23 protein-coding genes are annotated in these 26,032 nt (G+C 40.3%); 16 read left to right on the plus strand and 7 right to left on the minus strand.

What is annotated here, in order from left to right; translation table 11 throughout:
• Positions 1-663 precede the first annotated feature (663 nt).
• Together QWY86_RS16070 and QWY86_RS16075 are read right to left on the minus strand one after the other, a co-directional pair.
• On the minus strand, positions 664-1,182 hold the full coding sequence (locus QWY86_RS16070) for a hypothetical protein (protein WP_290243475.1): 519 nt from the start codon (positions 1,180-1,182) through the stop codon (positions 664-666).
• A gap of 140 nt (positions 1,183-1,322) precedes the next feature.
• Positions 1,323-2,003 carry a hypothetical protein gene (locus QWY86_RS16075; RefSeq protein WP_290243476.1) on the minus strand — a complete coding sequence of 227 codons (681 nt, stop codon included), beginning with the start codon at positions 2,001-2,003 and terminating at the stop codon, positions 1,323-1,325.
• Positions 2,004-2,752: 749 nt separating this feature from the next.
• On the opposite strand from QWY86_RS16075, the gene QWY86_RS16080 reads away from it, so the two are divergent.
• Complete coding sequence (locus QWY86_RS16080; protein WP_290243478.1) at positions 2,753-4,552, plus strand: Ig-like domain-containing protein; 1,800 nt, start codon at positions 2,753-2,755, stop codon at positions 4,550-4,552.
• Positions 4,553-4,575: 23 nt separating this feature from the next.
• On the opposite strand, the gene QWY86_RS16085 is transcribed toward QWY86_RS16080, so the two are convergent.
• The 4 genes from QWY86_RS16085 to QWY86_RS16100 all read right to left on the minus strand — a co-directional run bounded on the left by QWY86_RS16085 (position 4,576) and on the right by QWY86_RS16100 (position 7,085).
• Positions 4,576-5,352, minus strand: a complete 777-nt coding sequence (locus QWY86_RS16085) for a LuxR C-terminal-related transcriptional regulator (protein ID WP_290243480.1) — start codon at positions 5,350-5,352, stop codon at positions 4,576-4,578.
• 460 nt (positions 5,353-5,812) lie between these two features.
• Entirely contained in the window at positions 5,813-6,406 is a 594-nt protein-coding gene (locus tag QWY86_RS16090; RefSeq protein ID WP_290243481.1) for an arylesterase, read from the minus strand.
• A gap of 51 nt (positions 6,407-6,457) precedes the next feature.
• Positions 6,458-6,634, minus strand: coding sequence for a hypothetical protein (locus tag QWY86_RS16095; protein ID WP_290243482.1), 177 nt, complete (start codon positions 6,632-6,634; stop codon positions 6,458-6,460).
• 298 nt (positions 6,635-6,932) lie between these two features.
• A complete protein-coding gene (locus tag QWY86_RS16100; protein WP_290243485.1) occupies positions 6,933-7,085 on the minus strand; it encodes a hypothetical protein in 153 nt (50 codons plus the stop codon).
• Positions 7,086-7,126: 41 nt separating this feature from the next.
• Here QWY86_RS16100 and QWY86_RS16105 point away from each other — a divergent pair, with 41 nt between their 5' ends.
• Complete coding sequence (locus tag QWY86_RS16105; RefSeq protein WP_290243486.1) at positions 7,127-7,381, plus strand: integrase core domain-containing protein; 255 nt, start codon at positions 7,127-7,129, stop codon at positions 7,379-7,381.
• 402 nt (positions 7,382-7,783) lie between these two features.
• On the opposite strand, the gene QWY86_RS16110 is transcribed toward QWY86_RS16105, so the two are convergent.
• A protein-coding gene (locus QWY86_RS16110) for an IS3 family transposase (protein ID WP_290243487.1) occupies positions 7,784-8,901 on the minus strand; the annotation gives its coding sequence in 2 pieces (ribosomal slippage) (positions 7,784-8,649 and positions 8,649-8,901; 1,119 coding nt in all).
• An 81-nt stretch (positions 8,902-8,982) separates the two neighbouring features.
• On the opposite strand from QWY86_RS16110, the gene QWY86_RS16115 reads away from it, so the two are divergent.
• The 14 genes from QWY86_RS16115 to QWY86_RS16180 all read left to right on the plus strand — a co-directional run bounded on the left by QWY86_RS16115 (position 8,983) and on the right by QWY86_RS16180 (position 25,632).
• Complete coding sequence (locus QWY86_RS16115; RefSeq protein ID WP_290243488.1) at positions 8,983-9,435, plus strand: hypothetical protein; 453 nt, start codon at positions 8,983-8,985, stop codon at positions 9,433-9,435.
• Positions 9,436-9,479: 44 nt separating this feature from the next.
• Entirely contained in the window at positions 9,480-9,785 is a 306-nt protein-coding gene (locus QWY86_RS16120) for a hypothetical protein (protein WP_290243490.1), read from the plus strand.
• 779 nt (positions 9,786-10,564) lie between these two features.
• A complete protein-coding gene (gene susR / locus QWY86_RS16125) occupies positions 10,565-12,289 on the plus strand; it encodes a SusR family glycan utilization regulator (RefSeq protein ID WP_290243491.1) in 1,725 nt (574 codons plus the stop codon).
• Positions 12,290-12,671: 382 nt separating this feature from the next.
• The gene (locus QWY86_RS16130) at positions 12,672-15,620 is read left to right on the plus strand and encodes a SusC/RagA family TonB-linked outer membrane protein (RefSeq protein WP_290243492.1); all 2,949 of its coding nucleotides are present in this window, start codon (positions 12,672-12,674) and stop codon (positions 15,618-15,620) included.
• 6 nt (positions 15,621-15,626) lie between these two features.
• Entirely contained in the window at positions 15,627-17,099 is a 1,473-nt protein-coding gene (locus tag QWY86_RS16135) for a RagB/SusD family nutrient uptake outer membrane protein (RefSeq protein WP_290243493.1), read from the plus strand.
• A gap of 68 nt (positions 17,100-17,167) precedes the next feature.
• Positions 17,168-18,523 (plus strand): alpha-amylase family glycosyl hydrolase, encoded by a 1,356-nt coding sequence (locus QWY86_RS16140; RefSeq protein ID WP_290243495.1) that lies wholly within the window; start codon positions 17,168-17,170, stop codon positions 18,521-18,523.
• Positions 18,524-18,554: 31 nt separating this feature from the next.
• Positions 18,555-20,393 (plus strand): glycoside hydrolase family 13 protein, encoded by a 1,839-nt coding sequence (locus tag QWY86_RS16145; protein ID WP_290243497.1) that lies wholly within the window; start codon positions 18,555-18,557, stop codon positions 20,391-20,393.
• A gap of 823 nt (positions 20,394-21,216) precedes the next feature.
• Positions 21,217-21,621 (plus strand): single-stranded DNA-binding protein, encoded by a 405-nt coding sequence (locus QWY86_RS16150; RefSeq protein ID WP_290243499.1) that lies wholly within the window; start codon positions 21,217-21,219, stop codon positions 21,619-21,621.
• A 39-nt stretch (positions 21,622-21,660) separates the two neighbouring features.
• The gene (locus QWY86_RS16155; protein ID WP_290243500.1) at positions 21,661-22,746 is read left to right on the plus strand and encodes a DUF932 domain-containing protein; all 1,086 of its coding nucleotides are present in this window, start codon (positions 21,661-21,663) and stop codon (positions 22,744-22,746) included.
• A 43-nt stretch (positions 22,747-22,789) separates the two neighbouring features.
• Complete coding sequence (locus QWY86_RS16160) at positions 22,790-23,008, plus strand: hypothetical protein (RefSeq protein WP_290243502.1); 219 nt, start codon at positions 22,790-22,792, stop codon at positions 23,006-23,008.
• Between the two features lie 4 nt (positions 23,009-23,012).
• Complete coding sequence (locus QWY86_RS16165) at positions 23,013-23,525, plus strand: PRTRC system protein E (RefSeq protein ID WP_290243503.1); 513 nt, start codon at positions 23,013-23,015, stop codon at positions 23,523-23,525.
• Between the two features lie 11 nt (positions 23,526-23,536).
• On the plus strand, positions 23,537-23,755 hold the full coding sequence (locus QWY86_RS16170) for a PRTRC system protein C (protein WP_290243504.1): 219 nt from the start codon (positions 23,537-23,539) through the stop codon (positions 23,753-23,755).
• A 21-nt stretch (positions 23,756-23,776) separates the two neighbouring features.
• Entirely contained in the window at positions 23,777-24,922 is a 1,146-nt protein-coding gene (locus QWY86_RS16175; protein WP_290243506.1) for a hypothetical protein, read from the plus strand.
• Complete coding sequence (locus QWY86_RS16180; RefSeq protein ID WP_290243509.1) at positions 24,919-25,632, plus strand: PRTRC system protein B; 714 nt, start codon at positions 24,919-24,921, stop codon at positions 25,630-25,632. Before QWY86_RS16175 ends, QWY86_RS16180 begins: the two co-directional genes overlap by 4 nt.
• Positions 25,633-26,032: the final 400 nt, after the last annotated feature.

Below are 26,032 nucleotides of genomic sequence, written 5' to 3' on the forward strand. Positions count from 1 at the left end.
AAATATTCAATATTACAGGGGATTAAAGCCATTGTCGGCCTCTTAATTGTGACTTTTTGCTATTTACTATTGTGGTAAATGTGGATCATCCTTTTTAAATTTTTACAGTATTCCTGGGTACTGTTGTGAATTAGTCTCTGGATATAGCAAGTTTTCAAAGAACTACAAGGCATAAAGAAAAGGATATAGATTGCTATACAATAAACATTTATTCTAATTCTCTTAGCGTGGAGATTTCGCTAAGACTGATCAACTTATTTCGGAATTTAGGGTCAGTGTGTTTCGTTCTAGACTGACCACCCCAAAAGACTAAAAAATAATATGTTAGTGATAAGATGTATTTTTTCTTAGAGTGGTCAATCTGACACGGAATGATTTGCTCAAGATAGCCAAAATCTCCACAAACAGCCATGGGAATGAGAATTAGCAAAAACCCGCATTTTAATTAAGTTTAACATGCTTTGCAAAAGTGCCGTTAAATGACTATTTAGCGTGGGATTAGAATTTTCTTATTCTCTTTTAGGTTGCCAACAATCATACTAATCTTTCTGATGAGGGAATAATTATTGACCTACAGCTGTTGCCTCACCACTCATTTTATTGTCGTGCATGATAACTACAAAGCGGGAGAGCTTATATTATGTTCTCCCGCCTATAAAAACATTATTTAAAATTTACGCCGTTTAAAATTTCATTTAGATTGTTCTTTGCTGCGATTTCATCACTTGCTTTATAAAAAAGCATTCCATTGACGTATGACGAAAAGTCACTATTTAAAACGTAAAACATATAATAGCTATTTTGACTATCTGTCCTATTCCGGGATACTAGCGCATCGAAACCATTAACCTTAGTAACGTAAATTTCATAATATTGGTCATTGGGATTGTAACGTCTCTTTCGATTCTCCATTTCCAACTTTCTTTCAGCAATAAACTTTGAATCATTATTTAGCGGATGACTTGAGATATTAAAGCTCTGTCCCTTTAGTTGATAATTACCCTTACTCAAAGTTGAAACATCGACAGTACCATCTGAAGGTCTTGAAGCAATTTTTTGGCTAGTTGGTGCTTTTGTTATTAACGAGGGAAGTGTGATTCTTGCATCTTTAGAGTTTAATCTTATCTGGCTCATAGCAGAAAAACTGATACAAACCATGGCAAATGTTATAATTGTTTTCATATAATTTTAATTAGTTGGGCATGGGTTAGATGTCATTGGAGCAGTAGTATCTCCGGTTTGTTGAGCAGCTACTAAATAAGTAAATTCGTTATTGGATGTGTTTTTTTTGAACAAATTTATAGCATTGCCTAGTTTCGCCTTCAGTGCATACTCTGTAGCAGTGGCCTCACTTGCTCCGGGGTGGTCATATAGGTACCTATCTGCCGTCGCATTATATGAATCCCCAAAACTTTGTTCTTTGCCCACAAACTTGGTTTCGTATATCCTGCGAAGGATATTAAGCCTCCTATTACTGGCAAATTCTTATTAGTTGAAGAATTGATATTCGATACTGCAGCAATTGCTAATAGAATGCAGCCACTAGACCAAGTTTCAGATGAAAATCTTACGCTAATAAGGGGTATATACCAAACTAAAAAAGAGAGAATGATATAGCACATGTGTAGATTTGGCTTAATCCTATCTTTTTTTTTTTGAATAAAAATATAAATAGCTATGAAAGAAAATGCCCCACTAATCAGTCTTGAAATGAAAGCAGGAGCAAATGTTTCATAAAATCCCAAACTATTGGTTATCTTCAAAATCTGTAAAAAGATTGTTGGTTGGATGGTAGAGCGCATTGCCCGGCTATATTCCCAACTTACATCATCTGTCAAACCTAGCCGATCCTGTGCGAAACCAATAATTTGATAATGTTCATCATAGTGGTAATATTCGTAGTTATTATAAGCAGCCAAAAAGTATATGCATAAGATAGTACAATATATTAATGGCAGGTAATACTTCTTGAAAGATAGCTTCTCGATTTTGGTAGTTTGCATGACCTTAAGTTGGATAAACTAGAGTATATTGACCCCGTCTCGCCAATTTTCTAACAAAGGAGAATCGGTTCTAAAGCAACAGGTTATGTTCCATTTGTTTTTGGTGAGATGGGTTAATGGGTCTCGGTTGTCTACGTTATTTTAAAAACCTAAAACAACTCTTATTCATATTTGCCAAGTTTTGTGTTCTAAATTCTTTGTACAACCCGTTGCCATTTTTCTGAAAAGTAAGCTTTTCGCATAACTCTCTATTATTTAAATCATAAATGATTGGTCCAAGTGCCTGTAAGAATGCGCTTAAGTTTTCAAGGTAATCCTCAAAGAGGAAAGTTAATTGTGATAAAACTATTAACTAATTTCAAAATGAATGCGTGAAATTAAAGATTTCAATTTATGAAAATTTGGTGGAAAGCAGATTTCAATTTTGAAACCCTGAAGAATTGAAAAAAGAATGAAAAAGTCTGTTGGCATAAAGAAATGCAACTGCACGCTATACTTATCTCCTTACTTAAAAAGTTTTTAGAAACCACGCCATCTGAACTCCTTTATTACTATTAGGCAACTTTAAGAATTCGTTGGAGCGGGCTTAATTAGCGTATATAATTTGTACAGGTAGCCAAATAACAGTTGCAATTAATACCGCATTTGGGGTATTGATTGCAACTGTTATTTAACTGAAATTTATGTTTTGTTTAACGCCAATCTCTATGAAGCCTCTCACTAAACTAATAAATCCATGTCTATTTATAATGATTGTAATATTATTAATCTTCAATTCATGCAAGAAAAGGCAGCCCTTAGAAACTGAACCAGAGATTCCGAAAATAGAGTCAGAAAATACGCTTAATAAAAATGCCATTTTCCTGGGTGTCAAATCTGTTAAATCTGTAGCGGAAAACACTATAACCATAGATAAAAGCAATGTTGCAAAGATACCGGAAGTTGGAAGCATAATATTATCAGGCAGCTTGGATGGTATCGTAGAAAGTTTTTTAAGGAAGGTTGTTAGTATTGAAGATAAATCCGGAGAATTCATTTGTCATACTGAACCTGCGGCTTTAAATGAAGCATTTGAAACAATCAATGTAAAAGCGAAGTATGAACAATCCTTCACCCAAATACTCACCCCCGGTATCAAGTCAGCTGGCATTGGTAAACTGAGTGTAAGTAATAAACCAGGGATTATTAGTGATGTGAACTTTGTAATCCCATTCATAAAAGATACCAAATTATTTCCAGGTTTAGAAATCAGCGGAAATATTGCAGTCAATATAACTGATATTAATTTTGAATACATAAAATCCAAAAACTCCCCATTACCGGACAAAGTGCTTATTCAAGTAAATATTAATACAAAAGGCAGCAGTTTGGAAATCACCAATAGCAACGAAACTGCCGTTACACTTATGGATGAGGTAGATTTGATTACGCCGATTACTCTAAAGCCATTTATTATTAATCTTCCAATACCGAGTCCATTGGGGATAATAATTTTTCCGGTACCAATGAAACATAGCCTTTCATTCAAAAGGGGCAAGTGGACTATTTCGGGTAAAGCAAAATTGAACGTTGCAATCGAAGCGTCTGCAACAGTTGGTGCAAAATATGAAAGTGGCAGTTGGAAAAATATTTCTGTATTCCAGATAAACACTACTACTCTTCCTCTTAACCCAGCATTTTTTCTTCCACACATGGAATTGAATGCTAACTTTGAGTTATTCAAACCCGTTTATGAAATGTCCCCATTTGGCACAGATAAGTTGAAAGCATCTTTTTCGCTACCTAACTCCCTCGACTTTAAGACCAGTCTAATGGAAACGCCAAATTATAGTTTAAAATATAATTTTGGGATCTCAGGAGCTGTTGAGACCAAGTTTTGGACTAGTGAAGAACTTGCTTTCGGTGTTAATGCAAACTTAATTGAGCCAATGATATTATTACAGGGAAACTGGGTAATAAAAATTGATAAATCAGAAATATATAGTGGCAATAATCAAGTTGGGGCAGCAAATACAAAACTTGCGCAGCCATTGAAAATTATTGTTAAAGATGATTTAGGCAGGCCGTTGCCAGACATACCGGTTGAATGGAAAGTGACTAAGGGAAATGGTACATTAATTTTTGATGCGAAGACAAATAAATCTGGACAGGCCGAAGCCTACTGGACTATCGGGACTACAGACGTACAAGAGGTGGAAGCTGTTGTAAAGGATAAAGAAGGAAACTTGGTTAAAGGTGCTCCACTGAAATTCACTTGCCAAAAATCCTGCGATTTGGCAGGGACTTATCTTGTAGAGGTATATAATAAATGTTATCCCAGATCGGATGGCAGTCCTGCTCCTGCCGGTTCTCATACCTTAACATTAAAGGGTGGGCAGTGGACAACCGTGGATGCAAAAGGGGTAGTATTCACGGGATCATATTCGCTTGCGTCTACGTGTGGCTTTTCTTACCACAATGGAGTATGTAATACCACTATTTATCCAAATAATCCATCTCAATTATATGATTGCAATGGTTGCCTTCTATTTAAATACACCAAGCAATAAATATTGAATTTAGCAATAAAATACTATATCAATCCTTCAGTGATACACTTGGTGATAAGTTGACATACGTTCTTACTTTTTGATTTGTGGAAAATATTTTTCCGATGGGTTCTGACTGTTTCAACAGAAATAAACAATTTTTCAGCAATTTGTTTGCTTGTTAATCCAGTTGACAGAAGCCTAATTACATCAAGTTCTCTTTCGGAAAATAATGGCTCAGATACTTTCGATATAGGAATATTATCCTCTAAATCAATGTTCAGAAATGAAGGCTCTCCGAACATTCCGATCGCAGAAACCTGATAGTTATTATCTGAGGTGAGATGGCTGATGTTGGTGTGTATGTTTAATGATTTCGCGCCTCTTCCGAACTCATCTGTTGTTAGGAGAATTGCCTGATGATTAAACAGTTGGTAAGTCCCATCAACAGTTTTGAGCCTGAAACAATACGACATTTTATATTTTTTGTATCTATCAATGCCAAGTATATTGTAAAACAAATCCATCATTTTAGCTTCTGCCATAGCCACAAAAGACATGTCATCCGGATGAATCTGGTCTAAAATATCCTGAAATTTGGTAACTGCTGGTTCTAGCCCGTGTATGTCCTTTACACTTGGGCTTATATACTTGATCTCCCTATCAAAAAAATCAATAACATAAAAATAGAAAGGTCCATTACTGAAAATTGAGGTTATTATTTCATCCAGGTTGACATTTTCAAGACCACCTTGGGTCTTGGTGATAAACTGACTCGAATTATCCCAGACAGAATGCAATAATGTGGTATTTGGTTTCAAAACTTTATTGATGAAGAGAAGTAAATTATTAATATTTTTTCTTACCAATCAGGTAGTCCACCCAAGTATTGGGAACATGTAATTGATATATTGTTTTTGTTATTTAATATTGGTTTTTAGTTTTATGATATCAAATTCGCATTCTCAAACCAAACTGAAATGTACAATAAAAAAAATACCTGTAAATACTTAATATTAAGTATTTGTAAGTGATGAAAATCCTTCAATAAAAAAATGAATTTTGTGAAAAAAGCTTTCTGTTTGGATAAATCAGAGTACATTGACCCCGCCTCACCAGAAATAAATTTGCTGTAAAGTTCTGCATGTCTGAGTTTTAGATAATCGGCGAAAAGGGGTCAAATGGATTGGTTTATGCAAGTAGGCTTTAATCGCTTTTGGTATAGTTGATTCTTTTTCAAATAACCTGGCTTCAATAAATTTTTCGGCTTCCAGTTTCCTTTTAATTGCGCTCATTTCTCTTATCGTTTATGCTGGATTTACTTAGTAAATCTGAAATTTTCGGCCAGATATTCTCTGATGCCACTTTATAACCTTCAGCTAATGGATGCACACCATCCGGCATATTTAGCAATTTGTTTCCGGCCACGCCTTTTAAAAAGTCTGGAATAAATGCAATTTCAAATTCGACTGCTAAATCAGAAAATAGATTTGCATAAGCAGCAGCGTAACCAAGTGGAATCCAGGATGGAAGGGATAAACCAAGTAGCAGTATTGTAATATCAGGATTATACGATTGTACTTTTTTAATAATCTCCCTTATATTACTTGTTATTTCTGATGGGGGATATGCCCTTAAAAAATCATTAGCGCCGAGTTCGATAATAAATAAATCGATTGCTCCATTAAGTGTTTTTTCGAGTCTGTTCTTCGCAGAGCGTGTAGTGTCTCCACTAATACCGGCATTAATAACAGTGAATGGCAATCCAGCTTTTAGGATTTTTTGGTTAATTAATGCCGGTAAAGATTCGATATTTGGTGTTCTAAGCCCATAGCCTGCGCTTAAACTATCTCCAAAGAAAATAACTTTCTTCATTAAAGAAATTTGTTTTGGTAAGATACATCAAATGATAACTGCATATTAATCTTAGCTATTTCCGCCAGCGTTTCCAGCTAAATCTCCGCTTACATCTTCCTCATCATCAATTTCTCCGGTTAAACCGCGTTGTACATCGTTGTCTTCTTTTTGTTCTTGTTCGTTAGGACTTTTTCTCTCCTGAGATTTATCATCCTGTTTTTCTTGTTCTTTTGGGTCTGTATTCATGATAAATGTTTATTTGAGAACACTTTGTTTTATGAATGGTTTTGAAGCTTTTTTAAGGGTGTTTAATAAACCGAATAATTATAACGTAATGATTCCATAAAACGTTGATGTCGCTCGGAGTAATCAAGTCATTTCGGCTTTTAATAACAATGCGCTTCGGTCTAACCTGACCATCTCAATAGATTGATAGTTATGATGCTAAAAGTCCACTTTGGATTTTTTTAACTAGTCAATCCACCAGGGTATCGGTTGGGTACTAAAGCCGAAATGTCAAGTCAGTTAACCATCAAAAATATTATTATCCATTTCCTGAGTGCCACTCACCTCGCTTTCCGTTTAGCTGTAATTTTTTGCCTATAGCCTTCGGCATTAATTTTTCTCTGTCCTTTCTTAATTTCATCAACCTACCAAGCTCATCGTACTCTGTCATCTTGGTGTCTAGTTCTGCCATTCTCTTCAAATCAGCTATAAATTTATTGCTAATTTGAACCATTGCCGACCCAATCTCGTGTTAACGGAATAGTAAAGAATGAGTTTTTTCAAAAAAAAATATATCGTGATCATAATGAAGCTAATAAGAGCATTGAAATCATCATCGAAAACTACAATGAAAAAAGACCGCATGGCAGTCTGGACTATCTTACGCCTAGCAAAGCACATGACATGAGCGGGGAAATAAAAAAACGTTGGAAGCATTATCCTTACAAGAAAAAGGATATAGAAAAAGATCAAACGGAGACTGTTTGACTCAAACGAACAAAAATAAATAGGCTTTTCTTTTAATAATAAATTACGAATTGTACACTTGTAAAGTAATATCAGAATTACGAGAAATGAATGTAAACTTATTCCAGTATTACCACCTAGAAAATGTAAACTTATTCTAGTATTATATTTCAAAAACGACAAGTAAATTCAGGACGGTACAATCTGATTGAAATCTGTCCGTGGTGCAGCAAACTGGGGAATATGTCCTACACAGTCTTTAACCGAAAGATTAAAAAGGTCACGGAAAATTGCCGATCACTTATAAGGGTTGACGAGAGACCGGATGCCGGGATTGTCTGGGTTTGTGCACTTCCCAAAATTCAGACCATTTAAAAGTAGAATTCTAGACCGAGTTGATGATTTTGAGCCCCTCCCTAAAAACTAGCCAGATGAAACTAGAGAATTGGGCGTTATATTCAATGTTTCAATGAACTCATTCGGAGTGAAACCATCTAAGGAGCTATGTGGCCTGAAAGAGTTATATTCCTCACGCCATAGTTTGATTTTCTCTTTAGCATCATCCATCGATAGGAACCAGTTGGTATTTAAACATTCATCTCTGAAGCTTCCGTTAAAAGACTCAATATATGCATTATCTGTGGGTTTTCCTGGCCTTGAAAAATCTAATATCACTTGGTTATCATAAGCCCATTTATCCAATGCTTTTGAAATAAACTCACTGCCGTTGTCAACTCTTATTTTCTTAGGAATGATTCCTACTTTATTACGAATGGACTCTAAAACATCTACTACCTGATTGCCTTTTATTCCCTGATCCACATAAATTTCCATACATTTTCTGCTGTAGTTATCGACTATATTTAAGGTGCGGAATTTTTTGCCATCAAAGAGCTGGTCGGCTACAAAATCCATACTCCAGCATTCGTGTAAACTGGAGGCGGCTTCTCGATCCAGACGATGCGAACCAGCTCGGTTACGTCTTGGGCGTTTGCTTCTAAGATTAAGATTTTCAAGCTTATATAGTCGATGAACCCTTTTGTGATTAACTTTCCATCCCTCTCTTCTCAACAATGTTAAAATACGCCACATGCCGTAGCGTACCCTAGTTTCTGCAATTTCTTTGATTCTTAATGTGAGCATTCGATTATCCCTAGGTGTTGCCTGGTACAAAAAGGTAGTTCTTTTTTGTTCAACCACCCTGCATGCACGCCTTTGCGAAATGCGAAAGTCCTGGATTAAGCTTTTGGCCAGCTCCCTCAACTGAGCTGGCCTTAAAGCTTTTTTTTCAGTACCTCCTGTAGCATATGCTTATCTAAACTTAGATCTGCAACTAGCTTTTTTAGTAGTGAATTTTCCTCTTCCAATTGCCGTAACTTCCTTAGCTCAGTAACCCCTAAGCCACCATATTTTTTCTTCCAATTGTAGAAGGTAGCTTCACTAACGCCCATTTTTCTACATACTTCATTAACCGCTATTCCAGTTTCCGATTGTTTGATCGCGAACACGATCTGTGCTTCGCTGAACTTACTCTTTTTCATCGCAATTATTTATTTTAAGTTATTAATAATTGCCCGATTTTTCTACTTTAAAATGGCCACGTTTTTCGGGGGGACGTCAATTTGACATTTAGTGAAGGAACTATAGAATTTGATGCCAGAGGACGAGACTTATTCCAAAAAAGCTTTTTGGGAATAGCTTTTCATGGATATGATAACCAGACTTATGAATCTGTGTATTTCCGGCCATTTAATTTTAATTCTTCTGACTCTGTCCGTAAGATACATGCTGTTCAATACGCATTTGAACCTGAATTTGGTTTCCAGCAGCTTAGGGAAACACAAAAGGATAAATTCGAATCCGCTGTTATTCCGGTAGGTATAGATCCTACAGGTTGGTTTCATGTAAAAGTTGAGGTTAACAAAGACAAAGTAAAAGTTTTCATTAACGGATTCAAGCAAAGCTGTTTAGAGGTCAAAACTCTGAATCAGTTCCCGTTAGGGAAAAAAATAGGCATCTGGGTTGGTAACGATTCTAACGGTGATTTTGCAGATCTTAAAGTAACACAAAATTAGACGATCAAAATTTTAAACCTGAAGCTGAAAATTTTGCCATCGTCATGGGAAACGTGGTTGTAAGTCACAACGGCAGCCATTTGGTCATTACCGGAAATGTTATCGTCGGTCCTGATGGCAAACATTCCGGTATTCAGGAAAACATTTTGACCAGTTCCGATCAAACGCATAAGATTTTGCCAATCCTATCTGAGGTTAAAGAAAATCCTCCTTCCAAATCTTTTTTTACTTCAGAAAAAGTGAGCGGTACAGCTTTCAGTCGCCTGCTTGAACGTGTGCTTGGAGACGCCATATCGAAAGAAGCCCCGGGGCGTTATCAAGCTGGAAATAACACCAGCCGTTTAAAATAGAACATCCTTTTTTTGCTTAAGCGCTTTAATCAAATCTGTTTCAGGATAGCAGGTATTAAAAATAATATTTACCTCAGCACCAGTTTTTTACCATGTTCGCTATTGCAGATGCGAATGCTAAAATTATATTTGCGCCATGACCGTCACCGTACTGCCAATTTTTGAGACCGAATTCAAGCCACAGAAATCCTTGGCCAAGATTATGAATGAGCGTTTAGAGAGAATAGCAAAAGAGCTTCAAACGCAGCATTTAAAATCCCTTTACGGACGCGGCTTTTCTACTGACGACCTGATTATCTACCTTAGTTACAATCCCAAATATAAAATTCGCTATTGCATAGTCAATGACGTACCTGCAGATATCCAGTATTTCGTAGCCGAATTATGCGGCCGTTTAGGCTTTATACTGTGGAAAAGAATATTGGTCGAATATAGCACATAGGTTTGCGTAAAAAATACAAAGGCGTCATACACATAGTCAATAGCGTCCCAGCTTATTTGTAAACTTTGGAGTAAATACAGGGGGAGCACTGTTACAGCTAAGGATATCCAGTGTAAAGCGTTAAAGTACGTCGCCTGTTTTTCACTAAGGAAACGTTATATCTCTTTGCAGAAATATTTAATTTGTGGTTGAAGGAAAGGAAGCGAGTTATTCCTTTGTAACATCCCTGGAAGAATAGAAATTTCTGACCGTGTTTTATTATATTTGAATAGACCAAATATAAGTTTCAGAACAGCAACACTTTTCTGATCCTTACCGAACAATCCAGTATTGCCTTATGACACAACGCTCGCTTTATTTTGAAAGTAATCCATTCAGGCTTTGCGTGATATTTGTTATCGGTTTACTTTTCCTCATAAATCCCTTTTCAGTATCAGCCCAATCCGATAGCCTTAAAAAAGTACTCATTGAGGTATTGCAGAATAAAGTGAGTTTCGATGTTAAAAAAAGGCAATCCATTGGCAGATTAAAGCAGAGACTTAAAAGAAATTACCACGATATTAATTTACGCTACCAGGGTTATCTGGATCTTTTTAATGCCTATAAATCTTATATACATGATTCGGCATATATTTATTCCAGTAAGGCAGCTGATTGCGCCTACCAGATGAAAGACAAGCAAAAAATAAACTATTCCAAAGTTAACCTGGGCTTTGTTCTGATCTCTTCAGGTATGTTTAAAGAAGGCCTTGATACTTTGCATAGTGTAAATCCTAATTTTCTGAATTCCCGTCAGCAATTCGAATATTATTTTCTGATGGCAAGAAGCAACTTCGATCTCACGGATTATAATAAAATCCACGATTTCAGCGAACATTATAAATCAAAAGGCTTAAAGTACTGCGATACCATTATAAACAGCTTTCACAAAAACTCTTACGAATATTTATCAGGTAAGGGTTTAAAACTACTTCGCAGTAAACAATACCAGGCGGCAATCGCGCCTTACGAACAGATGCTCAGCATGAAATCCAGTTATCAGGACAGTGCCATCAATTACAGCTGCCTGAGTTATCTGTATTTCAGCGTAAAGAAACCGGATTTAGGTTTGACCTATTTGTTTAAATCTGCAATCATAGACAATACCCATTCTATAAAAGAGTCGTTAGCACTGGTTAACCTGGCCAAATATCTGTATGGAAAGGGGAGTGTAAAAGAAGCTTTTAATTACATTCATAACGCCATTGAGGATAATAATTTCTATGGTGCAAAGCAGCGAAAGGTTGAAATTAGTAACATACTCCCGATCATTGAAAAAGACAAAATAAATGATATCGAGAAGCAAAAACGCTCACTTTTAATCTATGCCTCAATCATCACGGGACTTATCATGCTCCTCATTTATTTCGCAAGCAAGACTTTCAAGCAATTAAAGAAAATTAGAATTGCAGATAAGCTTATCATCGAAAAAAATCAAGATTTAAATAAGGCTAATGATGAGTTGCTTAAAATAAACACTTCACTTGATGTAGCCAACCGCTCCCTCACCAGGACAAACCGTAAGCTTGATGAGGTTAATTTGATAAAAGAAGAATATATCGGACATTTCTTTAATATCAATGCCGATTACATAGAGAAACTTGAAAGACTTAAAAGAAGCCTGGAGAAAATTGTGCACTTAAAGCAATACCAGGAATTGCAGCATGTCATCACTCGGTTGAATACCAGCACAGAGAGGGAACATTTTTTTCAGCGTTTTGATGAGGTTTTTTTGAATCTTTTTCCTGATTTTATCCAGGAATTCAATGCCCTGTTCTCAGACGAGGATAGAACTCATCCTAGTGCAGGACAGTTGTTGAATAAAGAACTCAGGATTTTTGCACTAATCCGGCTTGGCATAGATGAAAATGAAACCATTGCCAAAATCCTTAATTATTCAGTGAATACCATATACACCTATAAGACCAAGGTGAAGAATAGATCTCTTGTGGCAAATGAGGCCTTTAAGGAAAAAATTATGAGCATCCGAACGGTGAAAAGCGAATTCCCTTTGGAAGGTTAATGCCCATCCCAATCATTCCTCTCTCATTAAGGTTTTGGCCTTGCCTTGACTACTGAGGAAATTCAGAAGCTTCAGTCATAGTTCCTACAAGAGCGTGTACATTTTATTTCTCCTCTCACGCTTGCAAAATTGCCAATAAACCGTGCTTCTAGCAGTCAAAAGTTGCTATTGTTCTGTGATTTACATCCAATATATCTATATATTTCTATAGTATAATTAAATATAATATCCTGATAATCAATATTTTGTATTGATTTTAGTGTTTTTATTTTTAATATTCACCCTTTCTCGTCTTGCGATTGCTTTTAAACTCCTCTTACTTTGATTTGTGATCACTGGAAGCCATTTCAGTCTCCAACTAACCAAATACTAATCAAAAATTATGATGAGAAAAAATTACTTTTTTTATTCTTTTAAGTATGGACTTTTCCTGCTATTCCTATTCACTTTTAGTCTAACTTTTGCTCAGCAATCGGTCTTTAACGGACGAATAGTTGATGAGAATAATGACCCTTTGGCTGGGGCGACCATTCAGGTCAAAGGAACGAGTCAGCGAACGACGACCAATTCGAAAGGAGAATTTCAACTTTCCTTAAATCAGAACGCACTTACGGTTCAGGTAAATTACATGGGCTATGATGCCGCCGAGCGCACTCTGGTTGGCGGTAAAACAGTTGTCATTCAGCTTAGACCAGATGCCAAATCATTATCAGACGTTGTCGTAGTGGGTTATGGCACAGCCAAAAAATCGGATGTTACAGGTGCGGTTGCAAGCATTAACAGCAAAGATTTTAACCAGGGTGCTATTACCAGTCCTTTGCAGCAGATCGCTGGAAAAGCAGCAGGCGTGGTCATCACACAAACCGGTAGTGAGCCGGGGAGTGCCCCAAATATCAAAATCAGGGGCATCACTTCAATCCAGGGTAATAATAACCCATTGGTCGTTATTGATGGTGTGCAGGGAGATGTCGGGTTTTTAAATCAGATCCCACCAACAGAGATCCAGAGTATTGAGGTGCTTAAAGATGCTTCTGCAACTGCTATTTATGGTTCGCGTGGTGCATCCGGTGTGTTAATTGTAACGATGAAAAAGAGCAGGAATGGTACCTCTATTGAGTACAATGCGAATTCATCTGTTGATGTGGTGACCAGGCAGCTGGAAATGCTTTCGGCAGCGGAATGGATTCAGCAGGCGGCAGCCCGCGGTATCCCGGCATCATCGAATTTTGGGGCGGAAACGGATTGGTTTGGTCTTTTGACTCGTAATGGTACGACGCAAAACCATACACTTACCCTTGGCGGAAGTAGCGACAATTTCTCTTACCGGGCCTCACTTGGCATGGTATTACAAAATGGTATTGTCATCAATTCCGACAATCAGCGCTTTATTGGCCGCATTGAAGCCACCCAGAAAGCATTGGACAATAAACTCTCCATTACAATGACCTTAAATGGCACTAATGCACAGAACAATGGAAGTCCTGGCTCCATTGGAAGGGCAGCTTTTACCTCCAATCTTATTTCCAATGCCTATATATCCCGGCCAACGGATCCAGTGTATAAGGCAGATGGAAGTTACTTTACCGACCCGAATTTATTTCAGCCACTAAATGTTTTAGCCGCTGCAAACAGTATCATCAGCGAATCTGAAAATAACCGCTTGCTCGGTTCTATGCGCATCAATTATAAAATAATCAGCGGACTATCTGCTGAGGTATTTGGTAGTTGGCAGAAAACAAATGGAACATCCGGAAATTACACACCTGCAATTTCAACAGTTGCGGCAGCGATAGACCAGAAAGGTTATGCAAGTGTAAATAACAATAATTCAGATTACAAGCTAATGGATTTCCAGTTAAATTATAGTAAAGACTTTGGAGACCATCATTTTGATGCCGCTGCGGTTTACGAATGGCAGGCGCAGATGGATTCGGGCAGCGGAAGTGCAGCCAGAGGCTTCGTTAACGATTTGGCAACTTATAACAACTTAGGTTTAGGAGATTTCTCAAAAGTTCAGGCTGGTGATTATTCATCTTACCGCAATCAGAGAAGAACGGTCTCGGTATTGGGCCGGGTTAATTATTCCTATAAAGACAGGTATCTCCTGACAGCCAATTTTAGAAGGGACGGGGCGACAGTATTCGGTGCAAACCATAAATGGGGAAATTTTCCTTCGGCATCCTTAGCTTGGAAAATCGACCAGGAACCGTTCATGAAAAATCAGAATATTTTCACTGTATTGAAGTTAAGAGGAGGTTTTGGGATTACCGGAAACCAGCAGCCACTGAATGTGTTGCAATCGCTACAGATTGTACAAGGTTCAGGAACAGTATATTTTGCCGGAAATGTGCAAACCAACTTCAGGGTTACCCAGAATGCAAATTCAGATTTGGAGTGGGAACAGAAAAAATCAACCAACATCGGTCTTGATTTGGCATTATTAAAAGGCAGGTTAAATGGAAGCTTTGATATTTATAAAAATGTTACCGATAAGCTATTATATGGATATACCGTTCCTCAACCACCTTTTCCAACAGGCTCAATTCAGGCCAATGTCGGCAGTATTCAGGGTAGAGGTGTGGAGATGGCGTTGAATTATGATCTTATCAGTAACGCCTCAACCAGATTAACGCTTGGTGGAAACGTAACGCTAATGGACTCTAAGGTGCTTAACTTGAGCGGTTCTCTGAACGGGGTTCCGCTGATTACTAACAATGTCCCTTATGGTGGACAGAATGCATACTTAGTTGTCGGTCAAGCTATAGGTTCTTTTTATATCTTACAGCACGGAGGGGTGAGTGCGAATGGCACGCAAATCATTGTCGATCAGGATAAAAATGGAAGAATTGATGCAGGTGCAACTAGCCCTGATAGAATTTTTGCAGGACAGAGTCAACCTAAATATACTTTCGCATTTACGCCGAGCTTTAGCTACAAAAACTTCGATGCATCGGTATTGGTCCGCGGATCCGGCGGCAATAAATTGTTCAATGCACTTCGTTCTAACCTGAGTTTTTTAGAAAACCTTGGTAAATCCAATCTGTTGCGTAGCGCTATTAATGATAACCTTTTCACCTCGGCTTATCCGCTGGCATCCGACTATTGGCTGGAGGATGGAAAATTTATCCGACTGGAAAATGTAAATCTGGGTTACCGTATTCCGACAACAAAATCAAAACACATCAGTGCTGTACGTTTCTCGCTTACTGGACAAAACTTATTGTTAATTACCAAGTATTCCGGCATTGACCCTGAAGAGACCGGTGGCGACAATGGGATTTATCCAAGGGTTAGAAATATTGCTGTTGGTCTAAACATCATTTTAAAATAGAATACCATGAAAAAAATAATAATCACCACTATAATCGCTGCAGGTTTGATGGCAAATAGCTGCACAAAAGTTGATGAAAATGTATACGATAAATATACTGCCGGTCAGTTCTTCGCAGATCCTAAAGGACCTGATATTGCGCTAGCCAGCGTATATGCCCGAATGCCCCAGTTCGGCGGCGGGGACAACGGCTATTATGATACAAATAATATGTGCACCGATGAGCAGGTTGTCCCACATAGAGTAAGCGGAGACTGGGGACCAGAGAATGCCTGGTTATACACCCGGGCCTGGACGCCTGCTCTGGGTCAGATAAACAACACTTGGAATGCCTGCTACAACTCGATATACCTGGCCAACCTTGCCGTTGAACAGCTGGAAAAAGCTAACGCACCGGCAGCAAAGCTTGCCGAGGTCAAAATATTGCGTGCATGGTTTTATTACCTGCTTATCGATGATTTCGGAGATGTGCCTTTTTATACAGATAACAACATTACGACCGCTCAGCTGAAAACCCAGACCAGAACGCAGATTTTTAACTGGATAGTTGGAGAAATTACAGCGAATGCAGATATTTTGCCCGAAACTAAAGGAGGCATTTTTTACGGCCGCTTCAATAAATGGGCAGCCTATACTTTTCTGGCCAAAATGTACCTCAATGCTGGGGTTTACACTGGAACGGCTAAATGGGCTGAATGTCTGGCGGCCTGTACAAAAGTGGCATCCGGTGGTTATTCCCTTCATCCAGGGACAGCAAATGCTTCGAGTCCATTGGGTAACAGATACTTCGAGTTATTCGGAGACACCTGCCCGGATGATGAAACTATATTGGCCATCTGGTTAAAAAGAAACGTTATCGGAAATAATGTTTTAGCGCTCAGGAGTGTGAATGGACCGAATGGCGTAGCAATGTTCGGTTTTGCAGGATGGAATGGTACAATAGTACCAGAGGAAACCTATAATAAATATGCTTCAAATGATATTAGAATAAAACAGTTTTTAATTGGCCCCCAACCGGGAGGGGTTACCTATACACCAAAAGTTACCTCATTGATTAATCCTGGTGCCGGCATTACTGAAGGCGTCAGAGGGGTAAAATTCTACCCTGTAGCCCCAAATGATGGAAGCGGCAGTTCAAATGATTTTCCGATCTACAGGTATGCAGACGTATTACTTATGATTGCTGAATGCCATGTTCGTTTGGGTAATGCAGCAGCTGCAAAACCTTTCATCGATCAAGTTCGGATTAGGGCCGGCATTGGCGCCTTGGCCTCAAACCCTACATTGGAGAATATTTATGATGAGCGGGGTTTTGAATTGAATTGGGAAGGTCACCGCAGGCAGGATATGATTCGGTTTGGAACTTTCACCCTGGGGCACGGACTGGTTCCAGCGGTAGATGCACACTGGCAACTGTTTCCAATACCTACGGCAGCTATGAATGCAAATCCAAATTTAAAGCAAAATCCAGGATATTAATGACCATTAAAAATAACCAGAAAGAGTCTTAAGGCACTTTCTGGTTAAATAAAACTTAAACAGGGAACATGAATAAAAAACGATTGATACAATTTCTTGCAGTATTTTACACGCTGACATTACCCTTACTAAGTTTCGCTCAGGACAAGGCCTACCCGGCTCAATATGGCAAACCTTTTAAAGGCGTTTCAGATAGGGCGGACGTCATGCTTTATCAGGTCAATACCCGCGCTTTTAGCGAAAGCGGCAATTTCGCAGGCGTTACTGCCAGGCTTGATAAGATAAAAGATTTGGGGATTAACGTAATTTACCTTATGCCTATATATCCCGTTGGTAAGCTTAAAGGTGCCAATTCACCTTATGCCACCATGAATTATGATGAGGTCGGAAAAGAATTTGGAACGCTGCAAGATTTGAGAAACTTAGTTGATGGTGCCCATAAAAGAAACATCGCGGTGATGCTGGACATCGTAGCCAATCACACCTCTTGGGATCACCCATGGATTGAAAAGCCAGGTTATTACCTTCGCGACAGTACCGGAAACATTAAATATCCGGAAACCTGGCGGGATGTGGCCCAACTGGATTTCCGCAACCAGGAACTTCGCCAATCTCTGATTCATTCCATGAAATCATGGGTTTATAAAGCCAATATTGATGGCTTCCGCTGTGATTATGCAGATGGCCCTCCACTTGATTTCTGGAAGCAGGTGAACGATAGCCTGAAGACTATAAAAACGCATAAACTTTTAATGTTAGCTGAAGGAAGCAGCCCTAAATACCTGAGCGCTGGCTTCGATTATTTTTTTGGATTCAATTACTTTGGAAACCTTAAAAGCATTTTCGCCAAAAATAAATCTGTTAAGTCAATTGATGTTCTCAACGAACGTGATTACAGAGGTGCACAACCAGGGCAGGCGGTCGTACGCTACCTTACGAATCATGATGTAAACGGGTCAGACGGAACCCCCCTTGATTTATTCGGCGGAAAACACGGCTCCATGGCCGCTTTTGTGGTCACCGCTTACATGAAAGGCATCCCAATGATTTACAATGGACAGGAAATTGGAACACCCTTTCGACTGACTTTTCCTTTTACAGGCAAGCGCATTGATTGGTCGCTCGAAAAAGCTAACCAGGATGTGCTTGCAGATTACAAAAAAGTAGTGTCTTTCTGGAATAAAAGTAAAACTGTCCGCACAGGTACACTCGTTTCCTACAGCAGCGACGATGTTTGTGTTTTTACCAAAACCCTGAATGGACAAAGCGTTCTGGTTGTTTCCAACTTAAGAAATAAGCCTTTAGAATATAGCGTTCCTGGTTCAATAACGGGAAATTGGAAAGATGCTTTCAGCGGCTCTAAGACTAATTTGACAGAAAGTCTGAAGCTGGAGCCTTATCAGTATATGGTACTTCAGAAATAATGCCTGATCCTAATCAATAATCTCAATCACAATGTATAAGAAGATAATAAAACTATTGGTGTTGGCCGTTTTTTTAAGCGCAACACAAGCTTTTGCTAAAATATCAATTAACAGGATAGAACCGCAAAACTGGTGGACAGGCATGAGAAAATCCGAGTTCCAGATTCTGGTTTATGGACCAGGCATTGGCAGTACCAAAGTGAGCCTGAATTATCCAGGGGTAACTTTAAAACAGGCTGTAAAGGTCGAAAATCCCAATTACATATTCCTTTACATTAACGTTGCTAAAAATGCAAAATCCGGAACCGTTCCCATTACTTTTTCAGATGGTAAAGAAAAGTTTATCTACAGCTATCCTTTAAAATCCCGTCTGGATAACAGCGGTGCTTTAGGATTTAATGCTTCAGATGTATTGTATTTGATAACACCTGATAGGTTTGCGAATGGAAATAAGGCGAATGATAACTGGGATAGCGTATCGGTAAACAGAAAGAGCCCGAATGCGCGTCATGGAGGTGACTACCAGGGGGTAAGGCAGAAACTGGATTATTTGAAAGACTTGGGTATCACAACAGTATGGCTAAACCCTATCCAGGAAAATAAAATGAGGGGAGGCTCTTACCATGGATATGCCATAACTGATTTCTATCAGTCTGATCCGCGTTTTGGAGGAAATGAAGAGTTTAGAGCGCTAACCAAAGCCACTCATGATAAGGGAATGAAGATGGTGATGGATATGGTACTCAATCATTGCGGAAGCTCACATTGGTGGATGAAGGACTTGCCATCAAAAGACTGGATAAACAATGATGGCGTTTTTCTTCAGACCAATCACGCAACCGTTTCTGTAATGGATGTTCATGCCTCAGAGAGCGAACGCAATACATTTCTTAATGGATGGTTTACCCGGGGAATGCCTGACCTGAACCAAAAAAATCCACATCTGGCAACGTATCTGATTCAGAATAGTATCTGGTGGATAGAGTATGCCCGCATTGATGGCATCAGACAGGACACCTATTCTTATATGGATTTTGATTTCCTGGCGAGATGGAATAAGGAAGTATATGATGAATATCCCTCATTTAATATCGTTGGAGAAACCTGGTATAATAAAAAAACTTCGCCGGCATGGTGGCAGGCAAATTCTATATTAAGCAAGAAAAATCCTAATTTGAAAACCCCGATGGACTTCTCACTCACTTTCGCTATGCAGAAGGCATTCGACGGAGAAACCGATAATGGTTATTTAGGAGATATCTTTGAAGATGTAGCGCAGGATTTCGTATACGCAGACCCTTATAATGTCTTGACCTTTCTAGATAACCATGATCTTGGGCGTTTTAGCAGGAAAGAAGATAAAGATTTAAAGAGATATAAGCAGGGACTGGCATTTTTACTTACCATGCGAGGCATTCCCCAGATTTATTACGGTACAGAAGTATTAATGATTGGTACTAAAGAAGATGGCGATGGCCGTTTGCGTGTGGATTTTCCAGGCGGATGGCCTGAGGATAACAAAGATGAATTTACCAGAGACGGCAGAAGTGAAAAGCAGAATGAAGCCTGGGATTATCTGCAGAGACTTCTTCAGTGGAGAAAGACCAGTGAAGCGGTAACGAAGGGTAAAATGATCCACTATGCACCAAAGGACGGGATATATGTCTATGGACGAATAAAGGACAGCCACCGGGTAATGGTCATTTTAAACAGTTCCTTAAAAGACCAGGAAGTGAAAATGGATAGATTTCGCGATGTTATCAAAGACTTCACTTCAGGAAAAGACATTATAACCGGCAAAGAATTTTCATTCAATCAGGCTATATCCATACCTACAAAAGGACAGTTTATTTTGGAGCTGAACAAATGATACAAGGATTTATCGTCTTATAAATAATTATGTTAACTCAATAATATATTGTGGGAGATTCGAAGCTACCCATAAATTTGGTTATGATCATGGGGTTTGCCGGATGGCTGCCCCTTATCATTTTAAATTCCAGTTTAATGAATATTCAAATTGAACAGCAGTTAAATAACTGGGGAAGAGTTATCTTTATCAGTAGTGAATCGGGCATTAATATTACTGTGAATATGATGGAGACACAGGTCAGGTAAGCGTGGCGGAGGATGCCTTTTATCTATATGAAACCGTTTTTTTCTCTTTTCGATAGTTTCAGCTTTTCAAATGGTAGCTGAAACCGTTCTCATCAAGGAGATGTATAATTTTCTGGTATGTTTTCTCATTGCATGGCGAATTACATTCGATTTTTTGTGAAGAGATCATTACCAATCAACATTCAAGTGGCTAAGGGTGTTTTTGCAGCTATGCCCACTTAACTTTTAATCTTTCTGGCATCCGGGCGGGCTATCCGCTCATACGCTTGCAAGGCCTTACCCTCCGGGCCGGTATCCGCTGCTATCCCTGATGCGGCTGGTTCTGTAAATCAGCTATTCTTTATTTTTCTGGCGAAACGGACAAAAAAGGCTGCGAATCTCGCATGCCCCGCTTGCTGCGTACGCATAATGTTTCCGCTCCGCGGAACCACCCTCCGGGACTTATAGTACTCCGCCGCTAAGGGGCACTGCGGATGCTCCGGCTTTCTTTTTTTCCGTTTTTTCTTTTGAAAAATTTCTTGGAGGGCGGTCGGAAAGGAAACATAAATCAAATTATTTACTTAAAAACCGTAAAGATGGAAATTACAGGAAGATTGACCGCTGATGCAGTGGTGAAAAATGTCAAAGAAGACAAAAAAGTGGTAAACTTTACCATAGCACTGAACGACAGCTACCGTTCGGGGGACGAACGTAAAGAGATTACCACGTTCATTGAATGCGCCTATTGGAGAAATGAGGGGATAACTGAGTTTTTAAAGAAAGGGAATTTAGTACAGGTCTACGGGCGTATCGGAGTGAACGCCTATATGTCGGGCAACAATGAGCCGAAAGCCTCGATTACTTTCCATGTTTCGGAAATCAAACTTTTCGGCGGTGGTAGCCAAAATGCTCCCGCAACTAAAAAGGTGGAAACCGCAAAAGCCGTACAGGAAACAGCAAAGGACGGCATCGAGGACATTGAGGGCGATCTGCCTTTCTAAGCATTCATCAGTAATCATTCATTTTAAAAAAAAATCATCATGGCACATAACTTAAATTATAATAGCAGTACAGGCAAACACAGTTTTTTCTCGGTTAAGGAAAAAGCATGGCACGGATTGGGCACAATCGTGCAGGATTACCCCACATCAGCAGAAGCGATGAAATTCGCGGGACTGGATTACACCGTCGAAAAAAGACCACTCTTTACCCTGGACGGCTCGCAGATGCAGATTGAAAAGGAACTGCAGGGGGAGGGCATCGGCTTGAACCCGCAAAAGGATATTGCCGTGCCGAATTACGCCGCAACCGTGCGCACGGACAATGACGTGGTTTTGGGTGTGGTCGGCAAGGATTACCATGTCGTGCAGAATGTGGATGCGTTCACCTTTTTTGACAGTATCGTTGGCGGTGGGGATGGCATCCGGTATGAAACCGCAGGCGCACTCGGAAAGGGTGAACGCATATTCATTACCGCCAAGCTGCCCGATTATATCCGTGTCGGAAAAGTTGACCTTATTGAGCAGTATTTGTTTCTGACTACTTCGCATGACGGCTTCGGCAGTATTACAGCCGCCTTTACGCCCGTGCGCATCGTGTGCAACAACACACTCAACGCCGCCATGAAAACAGCACGCAATGCCATACGCATCCGCCATTCTTCGGGCGCATCGGACAGGCTCTCACAGGCGCATACCCTTATGGGCATATCCTCGAAACTTGGTGAGCAGCTTGGCGAAATCTTCAACCATTGGAGCAAAATCCGCATCAGCGATCCCGAGGTTAAAAAACTAATCCAGCTTGCGATGGCGCCAAACAGGGAGGTGCTCGCAAAACTCGAACAGGGCATAGAGGATGAAGCATCCGCCTGTTATCGTAATATCGTAGAGGACGTCTACAGCTATGCGATGGGCAATCCCTCCCAAACTTTAGACACCACAAAGGGAACGGTTTTCGGTGCTTACAATGCCGTAACGGGATATTTTCAGAACGTGCGCAAATTCAAGGATAATGATGCCAAGTTCCGCTCCATTACTGAGGGCACAGCAAGGCAGCGGGCGCAGACCGCATTTGACCTTTGCTCAAATTTCTCAAAAACCAGCCAGATCATATTGTCCAAAAATTAAACCATCGGGGCAGGCCCACCCTGCCCCTAAAAAAATAAACACCATGAGCATTCTATCTGAAATCTCCGAGCGCAAGGCTGTTTTGGAAACCGCCAAAATCCTCCGCCATTTTGAAAGGTTTGATCTGCTTCTGCTCTCCGCACCCGATGCCCAGGATTTACGCAGGGCAGAGAACCTGTTAAAGGGCATCATCCAAAACAATGGTTATGCCATCCGCTACAGCAAGAAACGTGGCACGGCAATTTTAAAACTTAAACCCTAATCACATGAAAACCAATTTTTTTAGGATGCTCTACCGTCTCAGTCCCAAAGGGGAATGGAGGATAAGCATCGCGAGCAAGGAAACACAGATGGTGCTTTCGATCCGCCTGTCAGATGATGACCTTGGCAAGAATATCCCGCCAATGTTGCTGTCGGGAACGCCCGAAGAACTTGACGAGGGTTTTTATGACAGCATGGAAAAGCCCGTCGAACTCACAACCTCGCTGTTCCTCAACCTTGCCGAATATAACCAAAGCCTCGCAAAGGCGCAGGCGGCAATCAGGGAAAAAGCAGGGGCGAAGCCTGCAAAGAGCGCAGATAACACCTCCACCAGTGAAAATAAGAAATCAGCTTTCGAGGATGCAATAAAAAAGGTGCAGGAAATGAGTGCCAACTGCAAATATGCCGATGCGCTCGCCATTCTGCCCCTCACGGAAGATTATCCCGATAAGACAGGCGAACTTGAAAAACTCAGAATCGAACTCGAAAGAAAGAACACACAGCTTAGTTTACTTTAAATCACAAACCCATGTTATCCGCCAGTATTTTAAAAAGGGTTTTTCTGCACAAGGTGCAGGAAAACGAAATTCCACTATCAGACCCCAATACCGCCCTGTCACCCGGGGAGGTCATGAATTTTTATTCGGGGACATATCCATCACTCACCACCGCGAGGGTAGAGGGTCCCGAAATCGTAAACGACAGCATCCAGTACCGCTTCATCACCACCCTCGGCACTAAAGGTTAAACCCATGAAAAACAAAGCAAAATGTATAGCCACCAAACCACACGCCAACCATTGGCATCTGCACCAGTCGCTCGGCAGTTTCGTCCGCTCGCTAGACCGCAGAAAGGATGCATCGGAAACGCTTGCCCAAGACCCAATATCAAAAGCCATGCCCTCGCCCTTAGCGTTCCAAAACCTGCTTTTTTAAGAAAGGCGCATCCGCCAAAAACAGGCAGACCTCATGCGGAACTTAAAAGATACCGAAAGGTGGAAAATGGGTTTTCCGCTTCCCTTTCCAACCTATGCACGCTCTATGGATTGGCTCAACCTAAGTTGGAGGGACTGTTCCCGATGAATATCCAAAAGGCTTTTTCCTCCCTCAGCGCGGAACTGGAAGAAAAGGACAGGGACTTAAAGCTTCGCATCATGCAGGATGAAAACGGCAGGGTGAGCCTTGCCACCCTAAAAACGTTCAATACCAAAACCACGCTGTATTATTTGCCGCTTGATAAGCTTTGGGAACTGATGAAGAAACGGGATCGCAAACCCGAATCCGCACTCCTGCTGTCCATGCTGTCCTACCTCTATCAGGTTGCAGGCGTTCCCCATTACTGCGAAAATTACGCCTACCTTGGTGAAATCTATGAAATGGTTGCAGACTGGGAAGCCGGGCAATCTGAAGAGGGTGACCAGGAAGATGAAAATTACCGCAAGGCTCTTGAACAGCATTATTCGCTCCTGTATTCCGCAGGGGGGATTCTCCTTTCACTAATGGCGGACGGCAAAAACCTACACCGTTTTTCGGGCAGGGTTCGCCGCTTCCGCCCGAGGGATGAAACGGGAGAATTCCTGCATGCCTGCGCAAGGGGACTGCTGAAACTTTACCTAAAATTTCCACGCCGTTCCATCATGGATCGCATGGCAGAGCCTGTCCGCGAAGATACGGACGACAGGGTGGTACGTGCTGACCAGTACATCAGTTTTTACTGGAGTGGTAACGACTGCATCATTGAGAACGTAATGGAATACGTCAACTGCGAACTTAATGAACTCTGCGAAATGGAAGAACCCCAAAGCATCCAGTATTTTGATACGCCGCAGTCTAGGGAAAACCATAACTTTTCCTTTGAAGAAACGTTTTTCTGCCTGCTTAATGACCTCACCGATATTTTAAACGACCTGCAATGAAAGACATCACCCAACTTTTTGCCGAAAGCTATCTGCCCGTAAAGGCATTGCTTTTCTACTGCTCCAATGTGGACAGTTCCTGTTATGTCGAAAGCCATGACCTTGATGCGCAGGGCAGGGCAACAAACGTGCATCCGCTTAATTTTAGGGAATGCGCCGAACTCGCCGAAAAACTCCGTGCGGGCGAAAATAAAAAAGATATTTTCCTCCACCATAAAAGCCTTTTGCCCGAAAGCCTGCTTTGGTATGCTCCGCAAACCGGAGGCGGCGCAATGTGGCATACCCCGAAAATGAAAGCCAGTCTTTTCTTTTCATCCTACCTCGCCATACCCGACGGGCAGGCATCCCTGCCACCATTGCTCTGGAAAGCATCAAAAGAAGCACTGCAGGTTTGGGCATTGCAGGGGGAGGGCAGACCGCAGGCAGATACGCCGCTTTTCCATGCTCCCTTTTTTAACCTCTATGGCGATGCCCGTGTCTGCATGGGCAATGTCCGCATTCTTTTGCCCAAGGACTGTTGCCTAATAGAGTTCATCAGCCTTTGGGAAAAATATTTCTTCGCCAGTCATTTCTCGCATCTTTTGGTCGATACCTCGCCCGTGAAAATGAACATTGTTCAGTTGTGGCAGGATTTGATAAATACGGGAAAGGACTTCCCGATAAACCAGCTTAAAAAATCACCGCTAAAACTTAAAAACCTGTTGCCATGAAAACCATAAAAGAAAAAATACACATCGTTGCGCCTTATCTGCTTAATTGGAAAAACCAGAGAAGATTGACCCCGTCTCACCGGAAATAAATTTGTTATAAATAATTGGTTGCCATCTTGTTATCGAATTGGCGGAAAGGGGTCAAATTAATTGGTTTGTCCAAGAAGTCACGATAGTGTGCTAAAGCTCTTAATAAAGATTTCACATATAAACACACCCATCACAACGTATTATGTGATGAAAGGCTTCAGGAATAAATAGGTCATCAGTATTGGCCTAATCGAATCTTGTGATCGTCACTAAATATTGAAGTCTATTGGGGAACTAAGAATGTATATTTGTATAGCTGCTGGTGTATAAAGGGAATTTAAAGTGTCTAGAATCTCACAGTTGGTCAGGA

It is taken from the genome of Pedobacter aquatilis (assembly GCF_030409415.1).
In the GTDB taxonomy this organism is placed as follows: domain Bacteria; phylum Bacteroidota; class Bacteroidia; order Sphingobacteriales; family Sphingobacteriaceae; genus Pedobacter; species Pedobacter aquatilis.